This window comes from Streptomyces sp. NPDC003697, assembly GCF_053587115.1.
Genome location: NZ_JBSFNN010000007.1, coordinates 68,131 through 89,950, shown reverse-complemented (window position 1 = coordinate 89,950; position 21,820 = coordinate 68,131). Strand labels below are relative to the sequence as shown.

Sequence of the window (21,820 nt, the reverse complement as noted above, 5' to 3'; positions counted from 1 at the left end):
GATGAGCAGTACTTCCAACACGTCGACGCACCACACGTCCACGATCGGCGCCATCGGCGCGCCCAGCAGGCGCAACACCGAACTCGCGCTGCTGGTCTTCGCCGTCGCCATCCCGGTCTTCGCCTATGCCAACGTGGGCCTGGCCCTCAACGGCTCGGTGCCGGCCGGCCTGCTGAGCTACGGTCTGGGCCTCGGCCTGCTGGCCGGTGTCGCCCACCTCGTCGTACGGAAGTTCGCCCCGTACGCGGACCCGCTGCTGCTGCCGCTGGCCACACTGCTGAACGGCCTCGGGCTGGTCGTGATCTGGCGGCTGGACCAGTCGAAGCTGCTGCAGGCCATCGGTCAGGGCGGCGACAAGGCCCCCAAGCAGCTGATGTACACGGCGATGGGCATCGCGCTGTTCGTGGTGGTGCTGATGTTCCTCAAGGACCACCGCGTCCTGCAGCGCTACACCTACATCTCCATGGTGGGCGCGCTGCTGCTGCTGCTCCTGCCGCTCGTCCCCGGGCTCGGCGCGAACATCTACGGCGCCAAGATCTGGATCCACATCGGCAGCTTCACCATCCAGCCCGGTGAGTTCGCCAAGATCGTGCTGGCCGTCTTCTTCGCCGGCTACCTGGTGGTGAAGCGCGACGCGCTGGCCCTCGCCAGCCGCCGCTTCATGGGCCTGTACCTGCCGCGCGGCCGCGACCTCGGCCCCATCCTGGTGGTCTGGTTCATCTCGATCCTCATCCTGGTGTTCGAGACCGACCTCGGTACGTCGCTGCTGTTCTTCGGAATGTTCGTCATCATGCTGTACGTCGCCACCGAGCGGACCAGCTGGATCGTCTTCGGTCTGCTGATGTCCGCGGCGGGCGCCGTCGGCGTGGCCTCCTTCGAACCGCACGTCCAGCAGCGCGTCCAGGCCTGGCTCGACCCGATGAAGGAGTACATGCTCTCCCGTCAGGGTGTGCCGGGCCACTCCGAGCAGGCCATGCAGGCGCTGTGGGCGTTCGGCTCCGGCGGCACCCTCGGCAGCGGTCTCGGCCAGGGCCACTCCGACCTCATCCGGTTCGCCGCCAACTCCGACTTCATCCTCGCCACCTTCGGCGAGGAACTGGGCCTGGCCGGCATCATGGCGGTCCTGCTCCTCTACGGCCTGATCGTGGAGCGCGGCGTGCGCACCGCGCTCGCCGCCCGCGACCCGTTCGGCAAGCTCCTCGCCATCGGCCTGTCCGGCGCCTTCGCGCTGCAGGTGTTCGTCGTCGCCGGCGGTGTGATGGGCCTCATCCCGCTGACCGGTATGACCATGCCCTTCGTGGCGTACGGCGGTTCCTCCGTCATCGCCAACTGGGCCCTCGTCGGCGTCCTGATCCGGATCAGCGACACCGCCCGCCGTCCGGCGCCCGCCCCCGCCTCCAACCCCGACGCCGAGATGACCCAGGTGGTCCGCCCGTGAACAAGCCCCTGCGCCGGATCGCGATCTTCTGCGGCCTGCTGGTGCTGACGCTGCTCATCCGCGACAACTGGCTCCAGTACGTCAAGGCCGACAGCCTGAAGAACGACGACAAGAACCGCCGCGTCACCATCGCGCGCTACGCCACACCGCGCGGCGACATCATCGTCGGCGGCAAGGCCATCACCGGGTCCACGGAGACGAAGAGCAACGGGCTCAACGACCTGAAGTACAAGCGCACGTACAAGAACGGCCCCATGTGGGCGCCCGTCACCGGGTACGCCTCGCAGGCCTTCGGCGCCAACCAGCTGGAGTCCCTCGAGGACGGCATCCTCACCGGCAACGACGACCGGCTCTTCTTCCGCAACACGCTGGACATGATCACGGGCAAGCCGAAGCAGGGCGGCAACGTCGTCACGACCCTCAACGCGGCCGCGCAGAAGGCGGCGTACGAGGGTCTGAAGGAGCGCGGCAAGGGCGCCGTCGTCGCCCTCGAACCCTCCACCGGCAAGATCCTGGCACTGGCCTCCTACCCGTCGTACGACCCCTCGTCGTTCGCCGGCGCGTCCGACTCGGACGCCGAGGCCTGGCAGAAGCTGCAGAAGAAGCAGAATCCGAACGACCCGATGCTCAACCGTGCGCTGCGCGAGGCCTACCCGCCCGGCTCCACCTTCAAGGTGGTCACCGCGGCCGCCGCGCTGGAGAACGGCCTGTACTCGTCGGCCGACGACAAGACCGACTCGCCGCTGCCGTGGATCATGCCGGGCACCACGACGCCGCTGAAGAACGAGGGCAACATCCCCTGCGAGAACGCGACCATGCGCGAGGCCCTGCGGGTGTCCTGCAACAGCGTCTTCGGCAAGATCGGCGCCGACCTCGGCAACGACAAGATGCTGGAGGAGGCGAAGAAGTTCGGCTTCGACGCGGAGCAGTTCACGCCGGTCCGCTCCAGCGCCTCGGTCTTCTCCAAGGACATGAACGACTCGCAGACCGCGCTGTCCTCGATCGGCCAGTACAACACCGCCGCCACCCCGCTGCAGATGGCCATGGTCGCCTCGGCCATCGCCAACGACGGCAAGCTGATGAAGCCGTACATGGTCGACATGCTGCAGTCGCCGAACGTCGACCCGCTCAGCAGGACGGAGCCGCAGGAGCTGAGCCGGCCGCTGTCGGCGAGGAACGCCCAGATCCTGCAGTCCATGATGGAGACGGTCGTCAAGGACGGCACGGGCAAGAACGCGCAGATCGGCGGCGCCACCGTGGGCGGCAAGACCGGTACCGCCCAGCACGGTGTCGACAACAGTGAGAAGCCTTACGCCTGGTTCATCTCCTACGCCAAGGCCGCCGACGGCAGCGCGCCGGTCGCCGTGGCCGTGGTGGTCGAGGACGACCAGGCCAACCGTGGCGACATCTCCGGCGGCGGCCTCGCGGCGCCGATCGCGAAGAGCGTGATGGAGGCGGTCATCGACAGCAAGAAGTGACTCCTGTCACGTCCCCTTCACATCGGTGCACGTTGCGATACCGGTCCTGTATCGGGTGACGGGCTTGGCCAGGTCACGGAAAGCGAGCCGGGTACGGTATGCCCGGACGGCAGTCTCCGGCGGCACACAGGTGCCGGTCGGGACCGACGGAGAGGGCTGGTAGGTAGCTATGGAAGAGCCGCGTCGCCTCGGCGGCCGGTACGAACTGGGCCAGGTACTCGGCCGCGGTGGCATGGCGGAGGTGTATCTCGCGCACGACACCCGGCTGGGCCGCACCGTGGCGGTGAAGACGCTGCGGGCCGACCTCGCCCGCGACCCGTCGTTCCAGGCCCGGTTCCGCCGGGAGGCCCAGTCGGCCGCCTCGCTCAACCATCCCGCGATCGTCGCGGTCTACGACACGGGCGAGGACTACATCGACGGGGTCTCGATCCCGTACATCGTGATGGAGTACGTCGACGGCTCCACGCTCCGTGAGCTGCTGCACAGCGGCCGCAAGCTGCTGCCCGAGCGTGCCATGGAGATGACCATCGGCATCCTCCAGGGCCTGGAGTACGCCCACCGCAACGGCATCGTGCACCGCGACATCAAGCCGGCCAACGTCATGCTGACGCGCAACGGCCAGGTCAAGGTGATGGACTTCGGCATCGCCCGCGCCATGGGCGACTCCGGCATGACGATGACGCAGACGGCCGCGGTCATCGGCACCGCCCAGTACCTCTCCCCCGAGCAGGCCAAGGGCGAGCAGGTCGACGCGCGGTCCGACCTGTACTCGACGGGCTGCCTGCTGTACGAGCTGCTGACCGTCCGCCCGCCCTTCGTGGGCGACTCCCCGGTCGCGGTCGCCTACCAGCACGTCCGTGAGGAGCCCCAGCCGCCGAGCGTCTTCGACCCCGAGATCACGCCCGAGATGGACGCGATCGTGATGAAGGCGCTGGTCAAGGACCCGAACTACCGGTACCAGTCCGCCGACGAGATGCGCGCCGACATCGAGGCCTGCCTCGACGGCCAGCCGGTCGCGGCCACCGCCGCGCTGGGCGCGGTGGGCTACGGCGGCTACGGCGGCTACCGCGACGACCAGGCGACGACGGCGCTGCGGTCGGACTCCGGGCCCGTGGGCGCCACGACGATGCTGCCGCCCACGAACCCGGACGACGGCGGCTACGGCTACGACGACCGCCCCGACCGGCGGCGCCAGAAGAAGTCGAACAACACCTCGACGATCCTGCTGGCCGTCGCAGGTGTCCTGGTCCTCATCGGTGCCATCCTCATCGGCAAGTGGGCCTTCAGCGGCGACGACTCGGCGGGCGGCAGGGTACCGGTGCCCAACTTCGTCGACCAGACCCAGAGCGACGCCCAGCGGGCGGCGGAGAACGTCGACCTGAAGGTGGCGTTCACGCAGAAGCCCTGCGAGAACCAGCCCAAGGGGAAGGTCTGCTCCCAGGACCCGAAGCCCGACACCGAGGTGGACAAGGGCACCACCGTCAACCTCGTGCTGTCCACGGGCGCGCCGAAGGTGGCGGTGCCCAGTGTGCTGGGCCTCGACGTCGAGGAGGCCCAGTCGAAGCTCGAGGGCGACAAGTACCAGTTCAAGGTCGAAACCAAGACGCGGGAGTCCACGGAGGAGGAGGGCACCGTCCTGGAGCAGGACCCCGTCACGGGCGAAGAGGTCCAGAAGGGGTCGACGATCACCCTCACCGTGGCCAAGGCCGTCGAGAGGTCCACGGTCCCCGACGTCTCGGGCCAGAGCTGTGAGGCCGCCAAGCAGCAGATGCAGGCCAGCAACCTGAACGGAGACTGCGTCGAGGTCGACAACAACGACCCCAACAAGGCGGGCAAGGTCATCCAGACCGTCCCGAACATCGGCCAGCAGGTCGACAAGAACTCCAAGGTGCAGATCCAGATCGGCAAGCAGGTCCAGCAGAAGACGCCGGTGCCCGAGGCCCGTGGGAAGACCGTGGCCCAGGCCCGGCAGGAGCTGGCCGCGGCCGGCTTCACCAACGTCCAGATCGCCCCGGGCAGCGACGGCAGCGACAACGCGTTCGTCGTCGACCAGGATCCGAAGCCGGGCCAGCAGGTCGACAACCCCGGTGGCACGACGATCACCCTGAGGACCATCGGCGGCGGTGGCAACAACGGCGCAGGCGGCGGAAACGGCGGCTTCTTCGGCGGTGGTAACGGCTGACGGCCACGTCCCTCGGCAGCGGGCCCCGGCACCCTCCTGGAGGGTGCCGGGGCCCCGTCGTACGTCCTGTTCGGTCGCTGCCGCGTTGAGGACCCGCGGCGGTCCGGCCGGCTCGACAGCCTTCGCCCGCCGGTCTCCGCTCGGCCTCAGCGCAGTTCCGCCGGCGGCGTCCGCTCGCTGTCGACCTTGTCGACGCGCTCCAGTTCGCCCCACACCACGTAGCGGTAGCGGCTCGTGTAGACCGGGGTGCAGGTCGTCAGGGTGATGTAGTGGCCGGCCTTCTTCACGCCGGACTCCTTGGGGACCGCCGTCAGCACCTCGACGTTGTACTTCGAGGTCTCGGGGAGGATGGCGTAGACCTTGTAGACGTACCACTTGTCCTTCGTCTCGAAGACGATCGGGTCGCCCTTCCTCAGCTTGTCGATGTTGTGGAACTTCGCGCCGTGGCCGTCGCGATGGGCGGCGAGCGCGAAGTTGCCGGTCCTGCCGCTCGTCGGCAGGGTCGCCTTGACGGGGTCCGTGTAGTACCCGGCGACGCCGTCGTTGAGGATCTTGGCGGTGGTGCCCTTCTCGACCAGCACGTCGCCGTTCTTCATGGCCGGCACATGCAGGAAGCCGATGCCGTCCCCGCTGTCGAACGCGCCGGGACCGCCCGGCTGGTGGGCCCAGGTGTCGCGGACCTTGTCGGCCTGGTGGCCGGCCTCACGGTCGGCGACGACGTTCGTCCACCACAGGGAGTAGACGACGAACAGGCCGAGGACGAGGCCCGTCGTGATGAGGAGTTCACCGAGGACACTGACCGCCAGGGCCAGCGGGCCGTGGCGGCGCCGTGCCCGGTGTCCGGCGGCGGACGCGTCACCGCGCCCTTCGGTTCCGTCGGTGTGCTCTGCGGTGTCGTCCGCGGTCGCTGCCACTGTTCATCTGCCCTTTAACTGACGAGCGCATCCGGCTTGCCCTTGCTGCGCGGCCGTTCCTCGACCATCTTGCCCCAGACGATCAGCCGGTACTTGCTGGTGAACTCAGGTGTGCAGGTGGTCAGCGTGATGTAGCGACCGGATCGGGTGAATCCCGACCCCCTGGGGACGGGGTCCAGGACGGTGGTGTTGCTCGGCGACGTCACCGGCAGCATCGACGCCATCTTGTAGACGAAGTACCTGTCCTGCGTCTCGACGACGATCGCGTCGCCGGGCCGGAGCCTGTTGATGTAGCGGAACGGCTCGCCGTGCGTGTTGCGGTGGCCCGCCAGACCGAAGTTGCCGGTCTTCGCGTCCGGCATCGCGGTGCGGAGCGGATCCTCGGCATAGTGCCCGACCATGCCCTTGTCGAGCACCCTGGTCTTGCTGATGCCCTCGGCGATCGGCACGACCACGTCCAGCTTGGGGATGTGCAGGATGGCGAAGCCCTGGCCCGGCTCGAACGTCCCCGGGTTCCGCTTCCCGCTCGCCCAGTCGTCCTGGAGCTGGTGCGCCTCGCTACCCGCCTGCGCGTGCGCGCGGATGTTGGTCCACCACAGCTGGTAGGTGACGAACAGCAGCATCACCACGCCGGTGGTGATGAACAGCTCGCCGACGACCCGGCTGGCGATGACGCCGGGGCCCGGTCTGCGGGCCCGCGCCAGACGCCTGGCCTCGACCCGGGAGAGGGGGGCGGAGCGCCCGTCCCCCCGTCCGTCTTCCTGCCCCTCTCCCGTTCCGGCAGGCGCTTCGGGCACACCGCCACGACGCCCATGGCGGGCCTTGGCGGCCTTTCTGCGGGCCGCGCGCCCTCCCGGCGTGGGCACACCGCCCGCTGTGGCTCCTGAGGCCTGTGGGGCCGACAGGGGCCCGCTCCGGGTCTCGTCCGCCGGTGGGACGGGGATCCGCAGCGCCACGGTCTCCTCGTCGGCCGGGGGGAGGTACGGCGTTCCCGACGACCCTCCGCCGGCGGACGCGTACGGCATCCCCGACGACCCCTCGCGGGCGGACGTGTACGGCTGCTGCGATCCTTCGTCGCCGTACGCGTACGGCGAGGCGTGGCGCTGCTGCGACGAGCCCTGTGCCCCGGGGCCGTACCACTGCCCCGCGAACGCGCCCGGCTCCCCGTACGACTGCCCGCCGTACGAGGTGCCCGTCTCGCGCTCCGGGCGCAGCGCGGTCACGCCGTGGCCCTGCCCACCACCGGGGCGAGCCCCGCCGACCTCGCCACCGCTCCGCTGTCGCCGCACTCCACCAGCCAGTTGGCCAGCATCCGGTGTCCGTGCTCGGTCAGCACCGACTCGGGGTGGAACTGGACGCCCTCCACGCGATGCTCCCGGTGCCGCAGGCCCATGATGATGCCGTCGTGCGTGCGCGCCGTGACCTCCAGGTCGGCCGGTACGGTCGCCGGCTCGGCGGCCAGGGAGTGGTAGCGCGTCGCCGTGAACGGCGTGGGCAGGCCCGCGAAGACGCCCTTGCCCTCGTGCTCGACCAGCGACGTCTTGCCGTGCAGCAGCTGGGGCGCGCGGTCGACGACACCTCCGTACGCCACCTGCATCGACTGCATACCCAGGCACACGCCGAAGACGGGTACACCGGTGGCCGCGCAGTGGCGCACCATCTCGATGCAGACCCCCGCCTCCTCCGGCTTGCCCGGCCCGGGTGACAGCAGCACCCCGTCGAAGCCGTCCCGCGCGTGCGCCGTCGACACCTCGTCGTTGCGCACGACCTCGCACTCGGCACCGAGCTGGTAGAGGTACTGGACGAGGTTGAAGACGAAGCTGTCGTAGTTGTCGACGACGAGAATCCGGGCGCTCACTGGTTGTCCACCGTCACATCGTTGAAGGGAAGCAGCGGCTCGGCCCACGGGAAGACGTACTGGAACAGGACGTAGACCACGGCCAGCACCAGCACCAGTGAGATCAGCGCCCTGATCAACGCGTTACCCGGCAGATGCCGCCAGATCCAGCCGTACATGCCGTCCCTTTCGTCGCACCACGGCACCAGACTCACGCCGTAGGGCACCAGACTAACGGCGCGGCGGCTCCGGTTCCCCGGCCTCCGCGGGCTTGTTCCACGTGAAACCGAAGCACGGTCCGCGTGTTCCCGCCGACGGCCGGTCGGGCAACCGTCCACGGAACCGGTCCGCCCTGCTATCCGGCGGGCTGCGCGTAGTGGAGGTCGACCGCGCCCGAGTAGCCGGGCAGCGTCACCGTGCCGTCCTCGGTGACCTTCCAGCCGAGACCGTAGACGTTGACGTAGACCATGTAGTTCTGGATCGCCGGGGAGTCGGCGAGCGCCCGCTTCAGCCGGTCCGGGTCACCGACCGCCGTGATCCTGTACGGCGGCGAGTAGACGCGGCCCTGGAGGATCAGCGTGTTGCCCACGCAGCGCACCGCGCTGGTGGAGATCAGCCGCTGGTCCATGACCTTGATGCCCTGGGCGCCGCCCTGCCACAGGGCGTTGACGACGGCCTGCAGGTCCTGCTGGTGGATGACCAGGTAGTCGGGCTGCGGCTCGGGGTAGCCGGGCAGCTTCGCGGTGGCGTTGGGCGGCGCGTCGTTCAGCGTGACGGTGATCGCCCTGCCCTTGAGCGGCCGGGTGCCGGCGTTTTTCTCCAGTCCGGCGAGCTGGTCGTCCTGGGCCTTCGTGCTGCCGTTGTCGCGTTCGGCGAGTGTCTCGACGTCGTCGCGCAGGGCCGCGTTGGAGTCGTCCAGCTCCTTGTTCTTGTGGCTGCGCTCCTGGATCAGGTCGGACAGCTTCAGCAGGGACGTGTCCGTGCGGATGTTGGTGCCCTTCGCCGTGTCGAAGCTCGTGAAGAAGATGAGCCCGGCGAGCGCGAACACGGCCCCGGTGAGGATCCGCACGGGCCTCGGACGGCGTGTGCGGACGGGGGTGGAACTCGCCCCGGGGGAGTCGGCAGAATTGCTCAACGTACCCTTATCTCCTTCGGCGCCGTGGAAGCACTACGCTAACGGACGCCCGGGGGAGCGCTCAGCGTCCCCTTGTACGCTGCCCCGAGCCAGCCCAGTTCCCTGCGCGGCCACGCAGCGCATCGACAGGAGAGACCCTCGTGCCGAAGTCACGTATCCGCAAGAAGGCCGACTACACGCCGCCGCCGGCGAAGCAGGCTGCGACCATCAAGCTGGAGAGCCGCGGCTGGGTCGCGCCCGTCATGCTGGCCATGTTCCTCATCGGCCTGGCGTGGATCGTCGTCTTCTACGTGACCGACGGCTCGCTGCCCATCGACGCCCTGGACAACTGGAACATCGTGGTGGGCTTCGGCTTCATCGCCGCCGGATTCGCCGTCTCCACCCAGTGGAAGTGACGGCTTTCCGGACTGCGGGGCGGTAAGCCCCTGTTTCGGCGAGGCGCGGTGCTTCCTTCGTCCGCGGTGCGGCGGGTCTTTCGTCCGCGGTGCGGCGGGTCTTTCGTCCGCGGTGCGGTCACCCGTCGATCCGCGACGAGGTGACCCGCCACGCGCGAACGCGGCGGCGGCCCGCTCTGTACGTGGCGGCCCTTTGCGCACGAATACGGCGTTCTCTCCGGCCGGGCAGTCAAGAACCCCGGTCGGCGAGAAGGCGTCCGCAAGCGCCCGCGAGCGAGGAGAAGCCGCGCCGGCTTTCCGGTGAACCCCGCTCCACGGAGGGTTGTCCGCCGAGTTATCCACAGCCCCGGTCGAATTTCCACACTCACCTGGGGAAAAGCCAACCGATCTGTGGATAACCCGTTGAGCATTGACGCCGGTACGACTGTCGCACCGCCTCCGGCCCCGTCACTACAACCCGCCTGACCTGCGCAAACCCAGGTGAGCGACAGGAGGCACAGATGTTCCCGCACCGTATGCACAGGACCCGGCACACGCTGTGGACAACGGTTCGACCTCAGGCGAGCTGGGCCGTTCTCACCAGGGCCAGGACCACCACAGCCCCCAGTACCAGGGCGCAGACGCCGTACTGGATCAGGCCCCGGTGCCGGCGCGGGGCGTGGACCATCGCGTACCCCACCACGAGACCGGCGACCAGGCCGCCGATGTGCGCCTGCCAGGCGATGTTGCTCCACCCGAAGGTGAAGATCAGGTTGATCGCCAGCAGGGCGATGATCGGGCGCATGTCGTAGTTCAGCCGGCGCATCAGGATCGCGGTCGCGCCGAAGAGGCCGAAGATCGCGCCGGAGGCACCGAGCGAGGCCTGGTTCGGGGCGGCGATCAGATAGGTGAGGGCACTGCCCGCCAGCCCCGCGGTGAAGTAGAGCGCGAGGTAGCGGGCCCGGCCCAGGGCCGCCTCCAGCGGGCCGCCGATCCACCACAGGCTGAGCATGTTGAACAGGACGTGCACATAGCCGTTGTGCAGGAACATCGACGTCAGCAGCCGGTACCACTGGCCCTGCGCGACCCCCTGCATCGAGCCGAGCGGCGGGACGTAGGCCTGGCCGATGAGGTACAGCCGGTCGGTGAAGCGGTCACCGACGGCGAGCTGGACGAGGAACAGGGCGAGGTTGAGGCCGATGAGGATCTTGGTCACCAGCCGCGGGTCCGAGGTCACCGTGCCGCCCGCGAGCGTGCGCGGGCGGGAGGCGTCCCGGGCGTGACCCGTGCCGGACCCGGTACGGACGCAGTCCGGGCACTGGAACCCCACCGAGGCGCTGACCATGCACTCCGGGCAGATCGGCCGCTCGCAGCGGGTGCAGCGCACACCGGTCTCACGGCCCGGGTGGCGGTAGCAGGTGGGCAGGACGTGGGCGTCCTGCGGGCCCTGCGGATTGCCTGGCGCCTGATCCATGCGATCCCCTCGTCATCGTGTGCAACGCACCGCCCCGCCCATCCATACGGACGAGCGGGGCGTTTGGTTCCCTCGGGGACCTCTCGGGCTCAGCCCTCGCGGGTCTCCACGACGACCGACTCGATGACGACGTCGTTGAGCGGACGGTCGGTGCGCGGGTTGGTCTGCGTGGTCGCGATGGAGTCGATGACCTTCTGGCTCGACGCGTCGACGACCTCACCGAAAATGGTGTGCTTGCGGTTCAGCCACGTCGACGGGGCGACGGTGATGAAGAACTGCGAGCCGTTGGTGCCCGGACCCGCGTTGGCCATCGCCAGCAGGTAGGGCCTGTCGAACGAGAGGTCCGGGTGGAACTCATCCGCGAACTGGTAGCCGGGACCGCCGGTGCCGTTGCCCAGCGGGTCACCGCCCTGGATCATGAAACCGCTGATCACCCGGTGGAAGACCGTGCCGTCGTAGAGCTTCGCCGTGGACTTCTCGCCGGTGGCGGGGTGGGTCCACTCCCGCTCGCCCTGGGCGAGCTGGACGAAGTTCTTGACCGTCTGCGGGGCGTGGTTCGGCAGGAGCCGGACGTCGATGTCGCCGTGGTTGGTCTTCAGGGTGGCGTAGAGCTGCTCAGCCACGTTCTGCCTTCCGTTGTCTTCCTGTTCCCCCCGATCCTCGCACGGCCCGCGCCGTGCGTCGCCCGACGGCCGCTTCTCGGCACGGATCCGCCGGATTCGGTTGCGAAAACCCCTTTCGGTACTCGCGGCATGCAAGCGAGGAGCGGCGATCCGTGGCATTGTCGACGACAGGATCACGTTGCCCCTTTTTCATCCGCTATTGCACTGGATCGTCCCTCGATCGTCTCTCGGTCAGTCGCCTGATCGGAAGAGCCGGCGGGGACGGAAGTCGTCATCCGTGACCCGGATGACGTCTCTCGCATGCCGCCATGCGCGTCGGCAGGCATGATCCGTAAAAGGGCGGAAAGTCGAATCACCGTACGCCACCGAGGAGGAGGAACCCGTGACCCGCATCGACAGCGTGCGCGCCGCGACCGGCTCGGCGAAGGAGAGCGTGCTGCACGCCGCGGACGTGGTGGCGCCCTACGCCGACACAGCCAAGGAGAGGGCCGCACACTACGCACACGAGGCACGCGTACGGCTCGCGCCGAAGGTGTCGCTGGCCGCCGACCAGGCCCGCGCCCAGTACGGCGTCTACGTCGCCCCCCGCGTGGAGCAGGCCCTCGCCCATGTGCCGCCGAAGGTCGACCAGGCCGCCCAGGAAGCCGCCGCGCGCACGCGCAAGGCCGCGCGGCAGGCCGCCGAGTACTCCCGGCCGAAGATCGAGCAGGCGGTGGCCGCGGCCGGGCCCGTCAAGGAGGAGGCCGCCGCGCGCGGCGCCGCCGCACTGGTCGCGCTGCGCGGCCAGGTCCCGCCCAAGGAGATCCTCCGGCTGGTCCGCCGCCAGCAGCGGCGGGCGAGGGCCGGACGCGCGGTGAAGGCGCTCGTGGTGGCGGGTGCCCTCGCCGGCGGCGCGCTCGCGGCCTGGAAGTGGTGGGACAAGCAGGCCAACCCCGACTGGCTGGTCGAGCCGCCCGCGGCGACGGAGGTCCCCGAGTCCGGCGGGCTGACGTCGGTGGACGGCAGCGGCCAGGCCGTACTGGACCCCCAGGTCCGGGAGAAGGAGGCCGAGGAGGAGGCCGCCGACCGCGACGAACAGGGCTGACCGCCACCCGGACCGGCCGGCACGCACGAAAGAAGCTCCCCTGCACATCCACAGCCGTGGACGCGCAGGGGAGCTTTTCGTCTGTGGAGCCTAGGGGAGTCGAACCCCTGACATCTGCCATGCAAAGACAGCGCTCTACCAACTGAGCTAAGGCCCCGTAAGCAGGAGCGTCCGGCCAGGAGAACCACTACCGGTCGGGCGCCGCAGACCAGAGTACCGGGTCACCCCCCCGATTCCGCAAAAGGATTAGGGGTCCCCGTGGCCGACCACTCTCCGTAAGATGCTCCGCGTGGTTCGCTGGAGCGAACCACGGTACTTGGGGAAGCGATGGGGAGACGCAATGGACGCCGCACAGCAGGAAGCGACCGCGAGAGCGCGGGAACTGCAGCGGAACTGGTACGGGGAGCCACTGGGGGCGCTCTTCCGCAAGCTCATAGACGACCTGGGGCTCAACCAGGCCCGTCTGGCGGGGGTACTGGGACTGTCCGCACCGATGCTGTCGCAGCTGATGAGCGGCCAGCGCGCGAAGATCGGCAACCCGGCGGTGGTGCAGCGGGTGCAGTTGCTGCAGGACCTGGCGGCACAGGTGGCGGACGGCAGCGTCAGTGCGGGCGAGGCCACCGAGCGCATGGACGAGATCAAGCGGTCGCAGGGGGGCTCGGTGCTCAGCAACACCACGCAGACGACGGTCAGTTCGGGAGCGCCCACGGTGAAGCGGGTGGTGCGTGAGATCCAGTCGCTGCTGCGCTCCGTCGCCGCCGCCGGGGACATCATCGATGCCGCGGACTCCCTCGCCCCGACCCATCCGGAACTGGCCGAGTTCCTCCGCGTGTACGGCGCCGGCCGCACCTCCGACGCCGTCGCGCACTACCAGGCGCACCAGAGCTGAGGCCCGCACCCGGCGACCACGGGGGGATCGGTGGGCCCGGACGTGCCGGTCTCAGGGGGAGGAGCGACACACAGCCATGGGTGAGGTCTTCGCCGGCCGGTACGAACTGGTCGACCCGATCGGACGCGGCGGGGTCGGCGCGGTCTGGCGCGCCTGGGACCACCGCCGCCGCCGCTACGTGGCCGCCAAGGTCCTGCAGCAGCGCGACGCGCACTCCCTGCTCCGCTTCGTCCGGGAACAGGCCCTGAGGATCGACCACCCCCATGTGCTCGCGCCGGCCAGCTGGGCCGCCGACGACGACAAGGTCCTGTTCACGATGGACCTGGTGACCGGCGGATCGCTGGTCCACCTGGTCGGGGACTACGGGCCGCTGCCCCCGGCGTTCGTGTGCACCCTGCTCGACCAGTTGCTGTCGGGGCTGGCCGCGGTGCACGCGGAGGGCGTGGTGCACCGTGACGTCAAGCCCGCCAACGTGCTGCTGGAGGCCACCGGCACCGCCCTCCCCCGGCTGCGTCTGTCCGACTTCGGCATAGCGATGCGGCTGGGCGAGCCACGGCTGACGGAGACCAACCTCGTGGTGGGAACGCCGGGTTACCTCGCGCCGGAGCAGATGATGGGCGCGGAACCGGACTTCCCGGCGGACCTGTTCGCCGTCGGCCTGGTCGCCCTCTACCTCCTGCAGGGCGCGAAGCCCGACGCCAAGGCGCTCGTCGAGTACTTCACCGAGCACGGCACGCCGGGCGCGCCGAAAGGCGTCCCCGAGCCCCTCTGGCAGGTCGTGGCCGCGCTGCTGCAACCGGATCCGGCAGCCCGGTTCCGTACGGCGACGGGTGCGCGCAGGGCGCTGGCCGCGGCCGCCGAACTCCTCCCCGAGCCCGGGCCCGACGACGAACTCGTCGAGATCTTCGACCAAGTGGGCCCACTGCCCCCGGGTTTCGCCCCCGACGGCCCCCTCGAACGCAGCCCGGGCGTGGCGGTGGTGCACACGGCAGGAGCGACGGGCTCGACCTCGGCGGCGCGCACGGCGGCGGCGTGGACGGGGGCCGGGGAAGCAGTCCGGGCGCGGGACGCGGAGCCGCCGCGACCGCCCGAGGGGCGGGCCGCCGTGCCCGGGGAGGGCCAGGGCCCGGACGCGCGGTCCGCCCTGCCCGGCGGCGAGGACCACCTCGCCCACGGCACCGGCCCGGTCCACGACACGGGACCCCACGGCGACGGCAGCGCGGAGGACGGCCAGGACGTGGCCGACGGAGACGGCGACGGCACGGGTGGCGGCGGGGAGGCGGTTCTCCAGGACAGTGGCGGCAGCGGTGACGGCGCAGTGAGCGGTCCTGAGGCGGTCCGCCAGGGCGGGATCGGCCACGACACGGGGCTGCGCGGCGGCCACGGCACAGGAGCGCACGGTGGCGACGGCGCCGGGAGCCGGGGCCGTACCGGCCGGCCGGCGCAGCCGGAGGCCGGCGGCGACGCCCCGCACGAGTCGAGCCGGCACTGTCCCCACGACCCGCACGACTCCGGGAGCCATGCCCCCCGCACCCCGCACCGCCCGGGGAGCCACGCACCGCAGGATCCCAGCCGGCACGCCCCCCGCGGCCCGGGCGGCTCCGAGCGGCACGACCCCGGAGGCCACGCCCCGCACGACGGGAACCACACCCCCCGCACCGCGCACGATCCGAGCCCCGCCCCACCGCTCGACGCCTCCGCGTCCACGTCCACGTCCACCGGGGCGTCCACGATGTCGGACACCGGCAGCTTCCACCTGCCTCCGCCCCAGGTCACCGGCTCTGTGCCGCGGTCACCCGGCGGACGGGACGGTTCACCCCCGCCCCGGCCCCGGCAACCCGAGCCCGGACGTCCGTGGCACGGGCACACCGCCGGTGCCGAGTCCCCCGCGGCTCCCCGCCCCGGGTTCAGCGCCCCGCTCCCGCCCGCGGTTCCCGCCGCCCCCCGCTTCTCCCCCCACGACCCCACGCACCCTCTGCCCCACCGGGGGTCACCGCCTCCGCCTCATTCCGCCGGCCTCCCCGCTCCGGCGCCAGGGCAGGACGGCGACACCTCCACCGCCGTGTACACCGCCGAGGTCCCGCAGACGCCGGGCGCGCCCCACCCGCCCGGCACACCGCACCCGGAGCCCACGCCGGGGCGCAGGACGTCCCGCCACCGAGCCGCGCGCCCCCGTCGTCCCGGCCCGCCCCCCGCGGTCGCGATCCCGCTGCTGTTGCTCGCACTGGCGTGCTACGCCGTGGGCTTCTGGGCTCTGACGCGTCTGTGAGGCGCCGGGGCGCCGTCAGGCCTCCGCCCGGCGTCTGGCCACGGCGGTCCACACCCCGAGTCCGGCCAGCAGGACCGTTCCGGCACCGATCCCACCCACGGCGAGCGCCCACAGCGCGGCCTCACCGGGCGCCCAGGTCCCCCCGGCCGTCGCCGCGGCCCGGTCCCGGGACGTGACCGCGAACAGGTCCCGCGGTGCGGACTGCCCGGCGTATCCGGGCCCGGACCGCGCCGCGCCGCCGACCCGGACGCGCAGGGTCAGCTCGAACGGGCCGTCGCCGAACTGTTCCGCCGTCTTCCCGGCCAGGTGCACCACCACGTAGTAGCGGCCGGCGAACCGCGTGGCCTTCACCTGGTCGGAGAAGCCGAACCGGTTGGAATAGGACACGGGCGGCAGTGGTGGGGAGGCGGCGGACGCCTGCCGCCCGTCGTAGCCGTCGCTCGCGTCCGCGACGGACCCCCGGGCCGGGTTGTAGAGGGACAGGGTCAGCGCTCCGGTCACATAACCGCGGACTCCGCTCGAACCTCCCAGCTCGGCAAGGACGTTCAGCTGCTGCCCCCAGTCGACCGGCACCGCGTAGAAGAGCGTCTGCCCGGGCCGCAGCCGGGTCCGCCAGACCCCCTGGCCCACCCTGCTCGCCGTGGCGAACCCGCCACCGCCCGCCCGTTCCACCGGATTTCCGGCCACCGGTGCGGGCGAGGCCGAGTCCCATGCCCCGGGGGCCCTGCTCGCACCGGACCGTGCCAGGGGCGGCTCCGTCACGGGGACCAGTTCCAGCGCCCAGTCGTCCGGTGACGAGCCCTTGGCGTCGGTGCGTTCGACGACGACGTGGAAGGTGCCGGCGCCCTGGCAGAGCACCCGGCCGGGAAGGACCTCGCGTGCTCCCCACGCGGCGATCGGATGCGCGCTGTGGCTCGCGCCGAAGCGGGCGCTCTGGAAGGAGCAGGAGGTGCCGTCGGCGGCCTGGACCGACACCCGCAGTCCGTCGGTGGCGGCCACCGTGGATCCGGGCCGGGGAACGGCGGTCGCGGAGACGTAGGCGCTGGAGGTGTCGTCGAGGTCGAGGCGGTAGTAGACCTTGCCGTGGGCCGGCAGGGAGCTGGTGTACGTACGGCCGGGCTCGAGGCGTTCGGCGCCGGCGGGGCTCGTCGCGCCGGTGACGGACCGGGCGTCGTCGGCGAAGGCGTACGGTTCCGGTGACCCGGCGGCGACCGCGGTGTGGCCAGAAAGTGCCACCAGGGACAGCGCCGCCGCGACCACGGCCGTGCGGGCAGCACCGGCCGGGCGGCCGCGCCCGGTCCCCGCGCGCCGTCCCCCCTTACGACGCACCATCACGCGCACCACCCGCACCTCCCCCTCGCCGCTCCGGGACGTCGCCCATCCTGCCCCGTGCGGCGGTACGCCATCCGCACAATCCGCTGATGCGTCCGACACGCGGCTCCGCGCGGCGACGCGTACCCGACGCGTCCGTGCCCCGCAACACGAGAGCCCGGGCCGCGGCCGGCCCGGGCAACACAAAACCCCGACCGCGAGGGGCGGCCGGGGCCTGTTCAGATCGGGATGCAGGTACTCACGAACCCGTGGGCACGGAGTCAGTCGCCTCCGTCCACAGATCCTGCTCGGCGCGATCCGCCTGGATCTGGCGGTACACGAGGAGCCCGCCGATGGCGGCCAGTGCGACCAGGAGAAGCTTCTTCACCGCGCGACCTCGTCTTTCCTTGACGTAGGGGACCTCTGGCGCCCGACTATACACACCGGCCGATACCGATCAGTGACCTGAGTCGGGCCCCAACTCCCGGTCGCGGCCGCACCGTAGGCGGGCACGCGCCGACCGGATCGGAGAGTGATCACACCTCCACGGACGGTGAAGTTTGGCGAGTCTTGCCCCTCTTCTTACGTTTTCTGAGTCTGTGGGTCCATACGAGTGGTGTTCATCCGAAGATCCCTGTGACACGGGCGTCGGTCCACCACTTCGCGGCCCCCATACACATCATGGGCAACGTACGCAAATTGCCCGACCCGAAAGTGAGGGGCCATGGACCAGAGCAAGGTCATGAAGGTGTGGACCACCATCGTCACCGTCTTCCTCGCGCTGTGCACGGCGCTCGGATTCACCACGACGACCGCCGCCGCGGCGCCGACCGCGTCGCAGCCCGAGACGGCACCGAAGAGCACGGTTCCGGTGCCGGCCCAGTCGACATCCCCGTGGTCCCGCGTTCACGCCAGGTCACTGCCCCCCACGATGAAACAGCGCATCCGCGCCGAGGCCCACGGAAAGAGCCCCAGCTGCCGGCACCGCCCGACGACCGAGGAGCCCGCCGAGATGACCGACGCCCTGTGCGTCCCCGACGTACCGCCGGTCAGACCGACGATTCCCCTCCAGCGCTGACAGCGCCGACGCGGCACCGCGGTGCCGCCTTCCGGAACCCATGACAAGAACGGCGATCTTGCGTACAGCACCGCCTCGACCCACGAAGATCCCCGGTCACCACGACCGGGGATCTTTGTCATGCCTCCTTGAGAGCTCTGGTGAGGCGGGCACACCTCTCCACTACGTTGCCGGGAACTAGCTCGTCGGCTCCATGGGCGGCGCCATGATCGGCGCCGTGGGCGGCGCCATGGTCGGCCCCGTGGTCGGCCCCGTGGTGGGCGCCATGGTCGGCCCCGTGGTGGGCGCCGTCGTCGGCCCCGTGGTCGGCCCCGTCGTCGGCCCCGTGGTCGGCCCCGTCGTCGGCCCCGTCGTCGGCCCCGTGGTCGGCCCCGTCGTCGGCCCCGTGGTCGGCCCCGTCGTCGGCCCCGTGGTCGGCCCCGTGGTCGGCCCCGTCGTCGGCCCCGTGGTGGGCCCCGTGGTCGGCCCCGTCGTCGGCTGACTTGGTACGTTGTTGTTCGTCACATTCTGGGTGTTGTTCTGGATCGCGGTGTTCACCACGCTGTTGAGCACCGTCTGCGGTACGCCGGGTGCTGCGGCCCGTGCGGCTGCGGCGGCCTGTGCAGGGGTCGCGCCCCTCCTCACCGCCTGTGCGGCTGCTGCCTGGGCCGCTGCGGCTGACCCGCCCCCTGCGGATTCCCCTGCCGGTGCGGAGCACGGCACACCCGCCACGGAGACCGGACCTCCACCCGCGAGAGCCGCCTGGAAACTACCGTTCTGCCCCGTGACGGTGCCGAGGGACGTCCCCCCGCGCATGACCGGGTATGTCGTCGTGCCGGTATTGAACCCCTGTCCGGACAAGGTGCCACCGGCCAGCCGGCACGTCTGGGTCGGAACTGCAGAAGTCTGCGAAGCAGAGACAGCGGTCGCCCCCGCAGCCAGTGCGATCGTTGCGGCGGCGGCCAGCGTCTTCCCTTTTCGCATGGGTGTCTCCATTCGTCGACGAGGAAGTCCCGGCGCAGGGCGCGGCAGGCGCGAGCATGCCGAGACCTCTTCCCTCCCTCGCCATCCTGGGGAAGGAGCCGTCACGTCGGCGTGATCCCTGCGTGACGCTCATGTGACGCCACGCGGCCCAGGGTTTCCCACCGCCACCGGATTGCCAGCCGTGCACGCAGAGGACCCCCGGACCTGGGGGACCGGGGGTCTTGTCGCCGATGCGACGAACGGGGTCTGGACCTCACTGACGCCGTCGGCCGAGGCCGCGCGGAGGAGCGATCGGCATGCTCCCCGCTCCCCGCACAGGCCCTCTGATCAGCCCACCTCGCGGCGAGGCTGGAAGCGGCGGCGCCGTACTCGGTCACCGATCTCACCCACGACGATCACCAGCGCAGCACTCGCCGCGCACCCCACAAGGCTCGCCGGCTGACCGAGCACCTTGCCCAGGAGCCAGAAGACAGCGGTGACAGCCGCCCACCACATAACCCAAAAGCCGATCACGGACCACCAGCGCCGCCTCTTCACGGCATGACGATACGTGGACTCTGAGCATCGACCAATGCCAGTAATGAACACGTCCCGTCCGGCTCTTTCCAGGCGGGGGGACTCTTTCATCCAGGATGATCAATGGCGCGAAGCAGCAGTACGCCGGCTGGGGAGGGCTCCACATCTGCGACTGCACTGCCATGCGTTGCCCTTGACCGCGCTCCGGCGGTCAGGCGTCCTGGCGCGGCCCGCGGTATCGGAGCTGCTCCACGAGGGTGAGGAAGAGGAAGAGATTCGGGATCTTCTTGACCGGCATCCTTGCCCAGGGCAGTTTCTTGCCGACCTTGCGCAGCACCAGCACCCCCTGTGAGAGCTCGGCCTTCTCGATCTGCGGCCACGTCAGGCTGCCCTTTGAGGTGGCCACACCGCCCAGGTTGACCGAGAGCTCCCCGTAGGTCAGGGTGCCGCCCTGCTCCAGCCCGGCGAGCAGTCCGGGGAGCTGTGCCCGGGTGATCTCCTGCTGCAACGCCGGGCCCCAGCGCTCGGGCTGGTCGTAGAAGCCGGTCACCTTGAGCGTCGTACCGTCCGCGCGATAGAGCGTGTAGACGTAGGTGGTGCCGACATATATGCCGTTTGCGTACCGCTCGGTGATCTCCTGAAGCACCGTCATCGTGTCCCAGCGGAAAACGGACACTTCGCCGCTCTTCCCCACCTCGGCCAGGCCATGTTCGAAGAGGTGCAGTCGGCGGGCAGCCTGTTTGCGCGAGAGATTGGGCGTCTGGGCAGCGAGCCAGAGGAAGTAGGCGCCCAGGGGAGGAAGGATCAGGGAAACGGTGCCCATGAGCAGAAGGGCAGCGATCCGCACAGGGCCGACACGCTTGGGCAGGAACGTCTCACGCAGTTGTCCGAGCCCTTCGGTTCCCAGAGGTGCCGTCTGGGGGGCTGATGTCTGCCCGGCCTCTTGCTGAGCGGCGGATTCCACCATGAGTCGTGCTCCCTACCGTGGCGTTTCAGAAATTCGGTGATCATTGTGTGGCCGGGCCCGACGGCGGTACGTGTCGGGGGGCTTGGCGGCCACCCGAACCGGCACGCCGGCCGGGAATCCACAGCCTCCGTCTCACCTGCACCCGGCACTCTCCCCAGCTCCCATCCCGTACACCGTCGCCCCACACACCGTGGAGCGGGCGTGGTTCATGGCGTCCAGGTGACCATGGACCTGTACACGCACGTGGTCGGCGACAGGGGGCGCGAAGCCGTCGCGATGCTTGCCGAGCCGTTGGAAGACCCGCTCATCGGCTGACGCTGTTGGTGTCAAGAGTGGGTGTGCAAAGACCCCCGGCCCTAGTGGACCGGGGGTCTTTTCGCTGGTGGGGCTAACAGGATTTGAACCTGTGGCCTCATCCTTATCAGGGATGCGCTCTAACCAACTGAGCTATAGCCCCGCCGCGCTCGGCGGTGTGTCCCGTGCGCTGACTCCTGAAGATTAGCGCACGACGTGGTCAGTCCCAAAATCGGTTACCGGTGCCGGCGCCCGGGGACTCTCACTCGTCCTCGGCCAGGGTCAGCTCGACGCCGCCGACGAAACCGGCGGAGAGGTTGTAGACGAACGCGGCGAGAGTCGCGAGCGCCGTCGCCAGGATGACGTCGATGACCGCGATGACCGACGCGAACATCAGCACGTGCGGGAGGGACAGGAAGGACTGCAGGTCGAAGCCGTTCGACTCGTTGGAGCCGGTCGCCTCCGAGATGGTGCCTCCGACGGTGGAGAAGACGCCCATCGCCTCCAGCACCATCCACAGCACGGCGGCGGCCACGATCGTGCAGATGCCCAGCGCGATGGAGAGCAGGAAACTCACCTTCATCACCGACCACGGGTCGGCCTTCGCCACGCGCAGCCGCGCCTTGCGGGTCCGCGGTGTCGTCGTGGCGCCCGTACGGGGGCGGCGCACCGCGCCCGCCTGGTAGGCCTGGGGCGGGTGGTAAGGGCCCGTCTGCTGCTGCGGCTGGCGCTCACCCGGCAGCGGGGACGCCGACTGCGGCCCGACCGCCTGGCCGGAGGCCGCCTGCTGGGTCTGCGGGCCTCGGGTGTCCGTCACCGTTCCCCCCTGGGATCCGTGTGTGTCGGGCGAGTGCGAGTCGGTCGCGGACGGCTTGATCGCCTTCAGGTTGGTCGTGTGCGGGTCCGTAGTCTGCGCGGCGGAGCCACGGCCGCCGCCGTCCGCTTCCGTACCCGTGGGGGTACCGGCCGATCCGGCGCCCGTGGCTCCGCTCAC

The 21,820-nt window shown here is 70.3% G+C and carries 19 protein-coding genes, 2 tRNA genes and 1 pseudogene; 9 read left to right on the top strand and 13 right to left on the bottom strand.

Going from position 1 to position 21,820, the window contains the following annotated elements; all coding sequences use genetic code 11:
- Window position 1 precedes the first annotated feature (1 nt).
- The 3 genes from ACWDNY_RS04815 (at window position 2) to pknB (ending at window position 5,098) form a co-directional block, all read left to right on the top strand.
- On the top strand, window positions 2-1,438 hold the full coding sequence (locus ACWDNY_RS04815; RefSeq protein ID WP_451644269.1) for an FtsW/RodA/SpoVE family cell cycle protein: 1,437 nt from the start codon (window positions 2-4) through the stop codon (window positions 1,436-1,438).
- A complete protein-coding gene (locus tag ACWDNY_RS04810; RefSeq protein WP_451644268.1) occupies window positions 1,435-2,916 on the top strand; it encodes a peptidoglycan D,D-transpeptidase FtsI family protein in 1,482 nt (493 codons plus the stop codon). The genes ACWDNY_RS04815 and ACWDNY_RS04810 overlap by 4 nt, the downstream gene beginning before the upstream one ends.
- 169 nt (window positions 2,917-3,085) lie before the next feature.
- A complete protein-coding gene (pknB, locus tag ACWDNY_RS04805) occupies window positions 3,086-5,098 on the top strand; it encodes a Stk1 family PASTA domain-containing Ser/Thr kinase (RefSeq protein WP_451644267.1) in 2,013 nt (670 codons plus the stop codon).
- A gap of 146 nt (window positions 5,099-5,244) precedes the next feature.
- Here the strand turns inward: pknB and ACWDNY_RS04800 are convergent, their stop codons facing one another.
- The 5 genes from ACWDNY_RS04800 to ACWDNY_RS04780 all read right to left on the bottom strand — a co-directional run bounded on the left by ACWDNY_RS04800 (window position 5,245) and on the right by ACWDNY_RS04780 (window position 8,984).
- Window positions 5,245-6,012, bottom strand: coding sequence for a class E sortase (locus ACWDNY_RS04800; protein WP_451644266.1), 768 nt, complete (start codon window positions 6,010-6,012; stop codon window positions 5,245-5,247).
- A 14-nt stretch (window positions 6,013-6,026) separates the two neighbouring features.
- Complete coding sequence (locus ACWDNY_RS04795) at window positions 6,027-7,235, bottom strand: class E sortase (protein WP_451644265.1); 1,209 nt, start codon at window positions 7,233-7,235, stop codon at window positions 6,027-6,029.
- Window positions 7,232-7,870, bottom strand: a complete 639-nt coding sequence (locus ACWDNY_RS04790; RefSeq protein WP_451644264.1) for an aminodeoxychorismate/anthranilate synthase component II — start codon at window positions 7,868-7,870, stop codon at window positions 7,232-7,234. Before ACWDNY_RS04790 ends, ACWDNY_RS04795 begins: the two co-directional genes overlap by 4 nt.
- A complete protein-coding gene (locus ACWDNY_RS04785; RefSeq protein ID WP_451644313.1) occupies window positions 7,867-8,064 on the bottom strand; it encodes a hypothetical protein in 198 nt (65 codons plus the stop codon). The genes ACWDNY_RS04790 and ACWDNY_RS04785 overlap by 4 nt, the downstream gene beginning before the upstream one ends.
- Window positions 8,065-8,204: 140 nt before the next feature.
- Window positions 8,205-8,984, bottom strand: coding sequence for a DUF881 domain-containing protein (locus tag ACWDNY_RS04780; RefSeq protein ID WP_451644263.1), 780 nt, complete (start codon window positions 8,982-8,984; stop codon window positions 8,205-8,207).
- Window positions 8,985-9,124: 140 nt separating this feature from the next.
- Between ACWDNY_RS04780 and crgA the strand changes: the two genes are divergently transcribed.
- A complete protein-coding gene (crgA, locus tag ACWDNY_RS04775; protein WP_451644262.1) occupies window positions 9,125-9,379 on the top strand; it encodes a cell division protein CrgA in 255 nt (84 codons plus the stop codon).
- A 556-nt stretch (window positions 9,380-9,935) separates the two neighbouring features.
- On the opposite strand, the gene ACWDNY_RS04770 is transcribed toward crgA, so the two are convergent.
- Entirely contained in the window at window positions 9,936-10,832 is an 897-nt protein-coding gene (locus tag ACWDNY_RS04770) for a rhomboid family intramembrane serine protease (protein ID WP_451644261.1), read from the bottom strand.
- Between the two features lie 89 nt (window positions 10,833-10,921).
- On the bottom strand, window positions 10,922-11,455 hold the full coding sequence (locus ACWDNY_RS04765) for a peptidylprolyl isomerase (RefSeq protein WP_451644259.1): 534 nt from the start codon (window positions 11,453-11,455) through the stop codon (window positions 10,922-10,924).
- A 382-nt stretch (window positions 11,456-11,837) separates the two neighbouring features.
- On the opposite strand from ACWDNY_RS04765, the gene ACWDNY_RS04760 reads away from it, so the two are divergent.
- Window positions 11,838-12,539: a DUF5324 family protein gene (locus tag ACWDNY_RS04760; protein ID WP_451644258.1), complete on the top strand. Its 702-nt coding sequence runs from the start codon at window positions 11,838-11,840 to the stop codon at window positions 12,537-12,539.
- Window positions 12,540-12,623: 84 nt separating this feature from the next.
- Here ACWDNY_RS04760 and ACWDNY_RS04755 read toward each other — a convergent pair.
- A tRNA-Ala gene (locus tag ACWDNY_RS04755) sits at window positions 12,624-12,696 on the bottom strand.
- Between the two features lie 183 nt (window positions 12,697-12,879).
- On the opposite strand from ACWDNY_RS04755, the gene ACWDNY_RS04750 reads away from it, so the two are divergent.
- Together ACWDNY_RS04750 and ACWDNY_RS04745 are read left to right on the top strand one after the other, a co-directional pair.
- Window positions 12,880-13,428 (top strand): helix-turn-helix domain-containing protein, encoded by a 549-nt coding sequence (locus tag ACWDNY_RS04750; protein WP_451644257.1) that lies wholly within the window; start codon window positions 12,880-12,882, stop codon window positions 13,426-13,428.
- Window positions 13,429-13,504: 76 nt separating this feature from the next.
- Window positions 13,505-14,416, top strand: a pseudogene (locus tag ACWDNY_RS04745) (serine/threonine-protein kinase); the annotation flags it as partial.
- 1,296 nt (window positions 14,417-15,712) lie between these two features.
- Here the strand turns inward: ACWDNY_RS04745 and ACWDNY_RS04740 are convergent.
- Both ACWDNY_RS04740 and ACWDNY_RS04735 read right to left on the bottom strand, forming a co-directional pair.
- Complete coding sequence (locus tag ACWDNY_RS04740; RefSeq protein WP_451644256.1) at window positions 15,713-17,029, bottom strand: hypothetical protein; 1,317 nt, start codon at window positions 17,027-17,029, stop codon at window positions 15,713-15,715.
- 238 nt (window positions 17,030-17,267) lie between these two features.
- Entirely contained in the window at window positions 17,268-17,396 is a 129-nt protein-coding gene (locus tag ACWDNY_RS04735; RefSeq protein WP_003999697.1) for a DLW-39 family protein, read from the bottom strand.
- Between the two features lie 336 nt (window positions 17,397-17,732).
- Here ACWDNY_RS04735 and ACWDNY_RS04730 point away from each other — a divergent pair, with 336 nt between their 5' ends.
- Together ACWDNY_RS04730 and ACWDNY_RS04725 are read left to right on the top strand one after the other, a co-directional pair.
- Window positions 17,733-18,086, top strand: coding sequence for a DUF6344 domain-containing protein (locus ACWDNY_RS04730; RefSeq protein ID WP_451644255.1), 354 nt, complete (start codon window positions 17,733-17,735; stop codon window positions 18,084-18,086).
- A gap of 193 nt (window positions 18,087-18,279) precedes the next feature.
- Complete coding sequence (locus tag ACWDNY_RS04725; RefSeq protein ID WP_451644254.1) at window positions 18,280-18,567, top strand: hypothetical protein; 288 nt, start codon at window positions 18,280-18,282, stop codon at window positions 18,565-18,567.
- Between the two features lie 1,209 nt (window positions 18,568-19,776).
- Here ACWDNY_RS04725 and ACWDNY_RS04720 read toward each other — a convergent pair.
- The 3 genes from ACWDNY_RS04720 to ACWDNY_RS04710 all read right to left on the bottom strand — a co-directional run bounded on the left by ACWDNY_RS04720 (window position 19,777) and on the right by ACWDNY_RS04710 (window position 21,820).
- Window positions 19,777-20,532 carry a DUF6585 family protein gene (locus tag ACWDNY_RS04720; RefSeq protein WP_451644253.1) on the bottom strand — a complete coding sequence of 252 codons (756 nt, stop codon included), beginning with the start codon at window positions 20,530-20,532 and terminating at the stop codon, window positions 19,777-19,779.
- Window positions 20,533-20,912: 380 nt separating this feature from the next.
- Window positions 20,913-20,989: transfer RNA gene (locus tag ACWDNY_RS04715), tRNA-Ile, on the bottom strand.
- 99 nt (window positions 20,990-21,088) lie between these two features.
- A complete protein-coding gene (locus tag ACWDNY_RS04710; protein ID WP_451644252.1) occupies window positions 21,089-21,820 on the bottom strand; it encodes a DUF3566 domain-containing protein in 732 nt (243 codons plus the stop codon).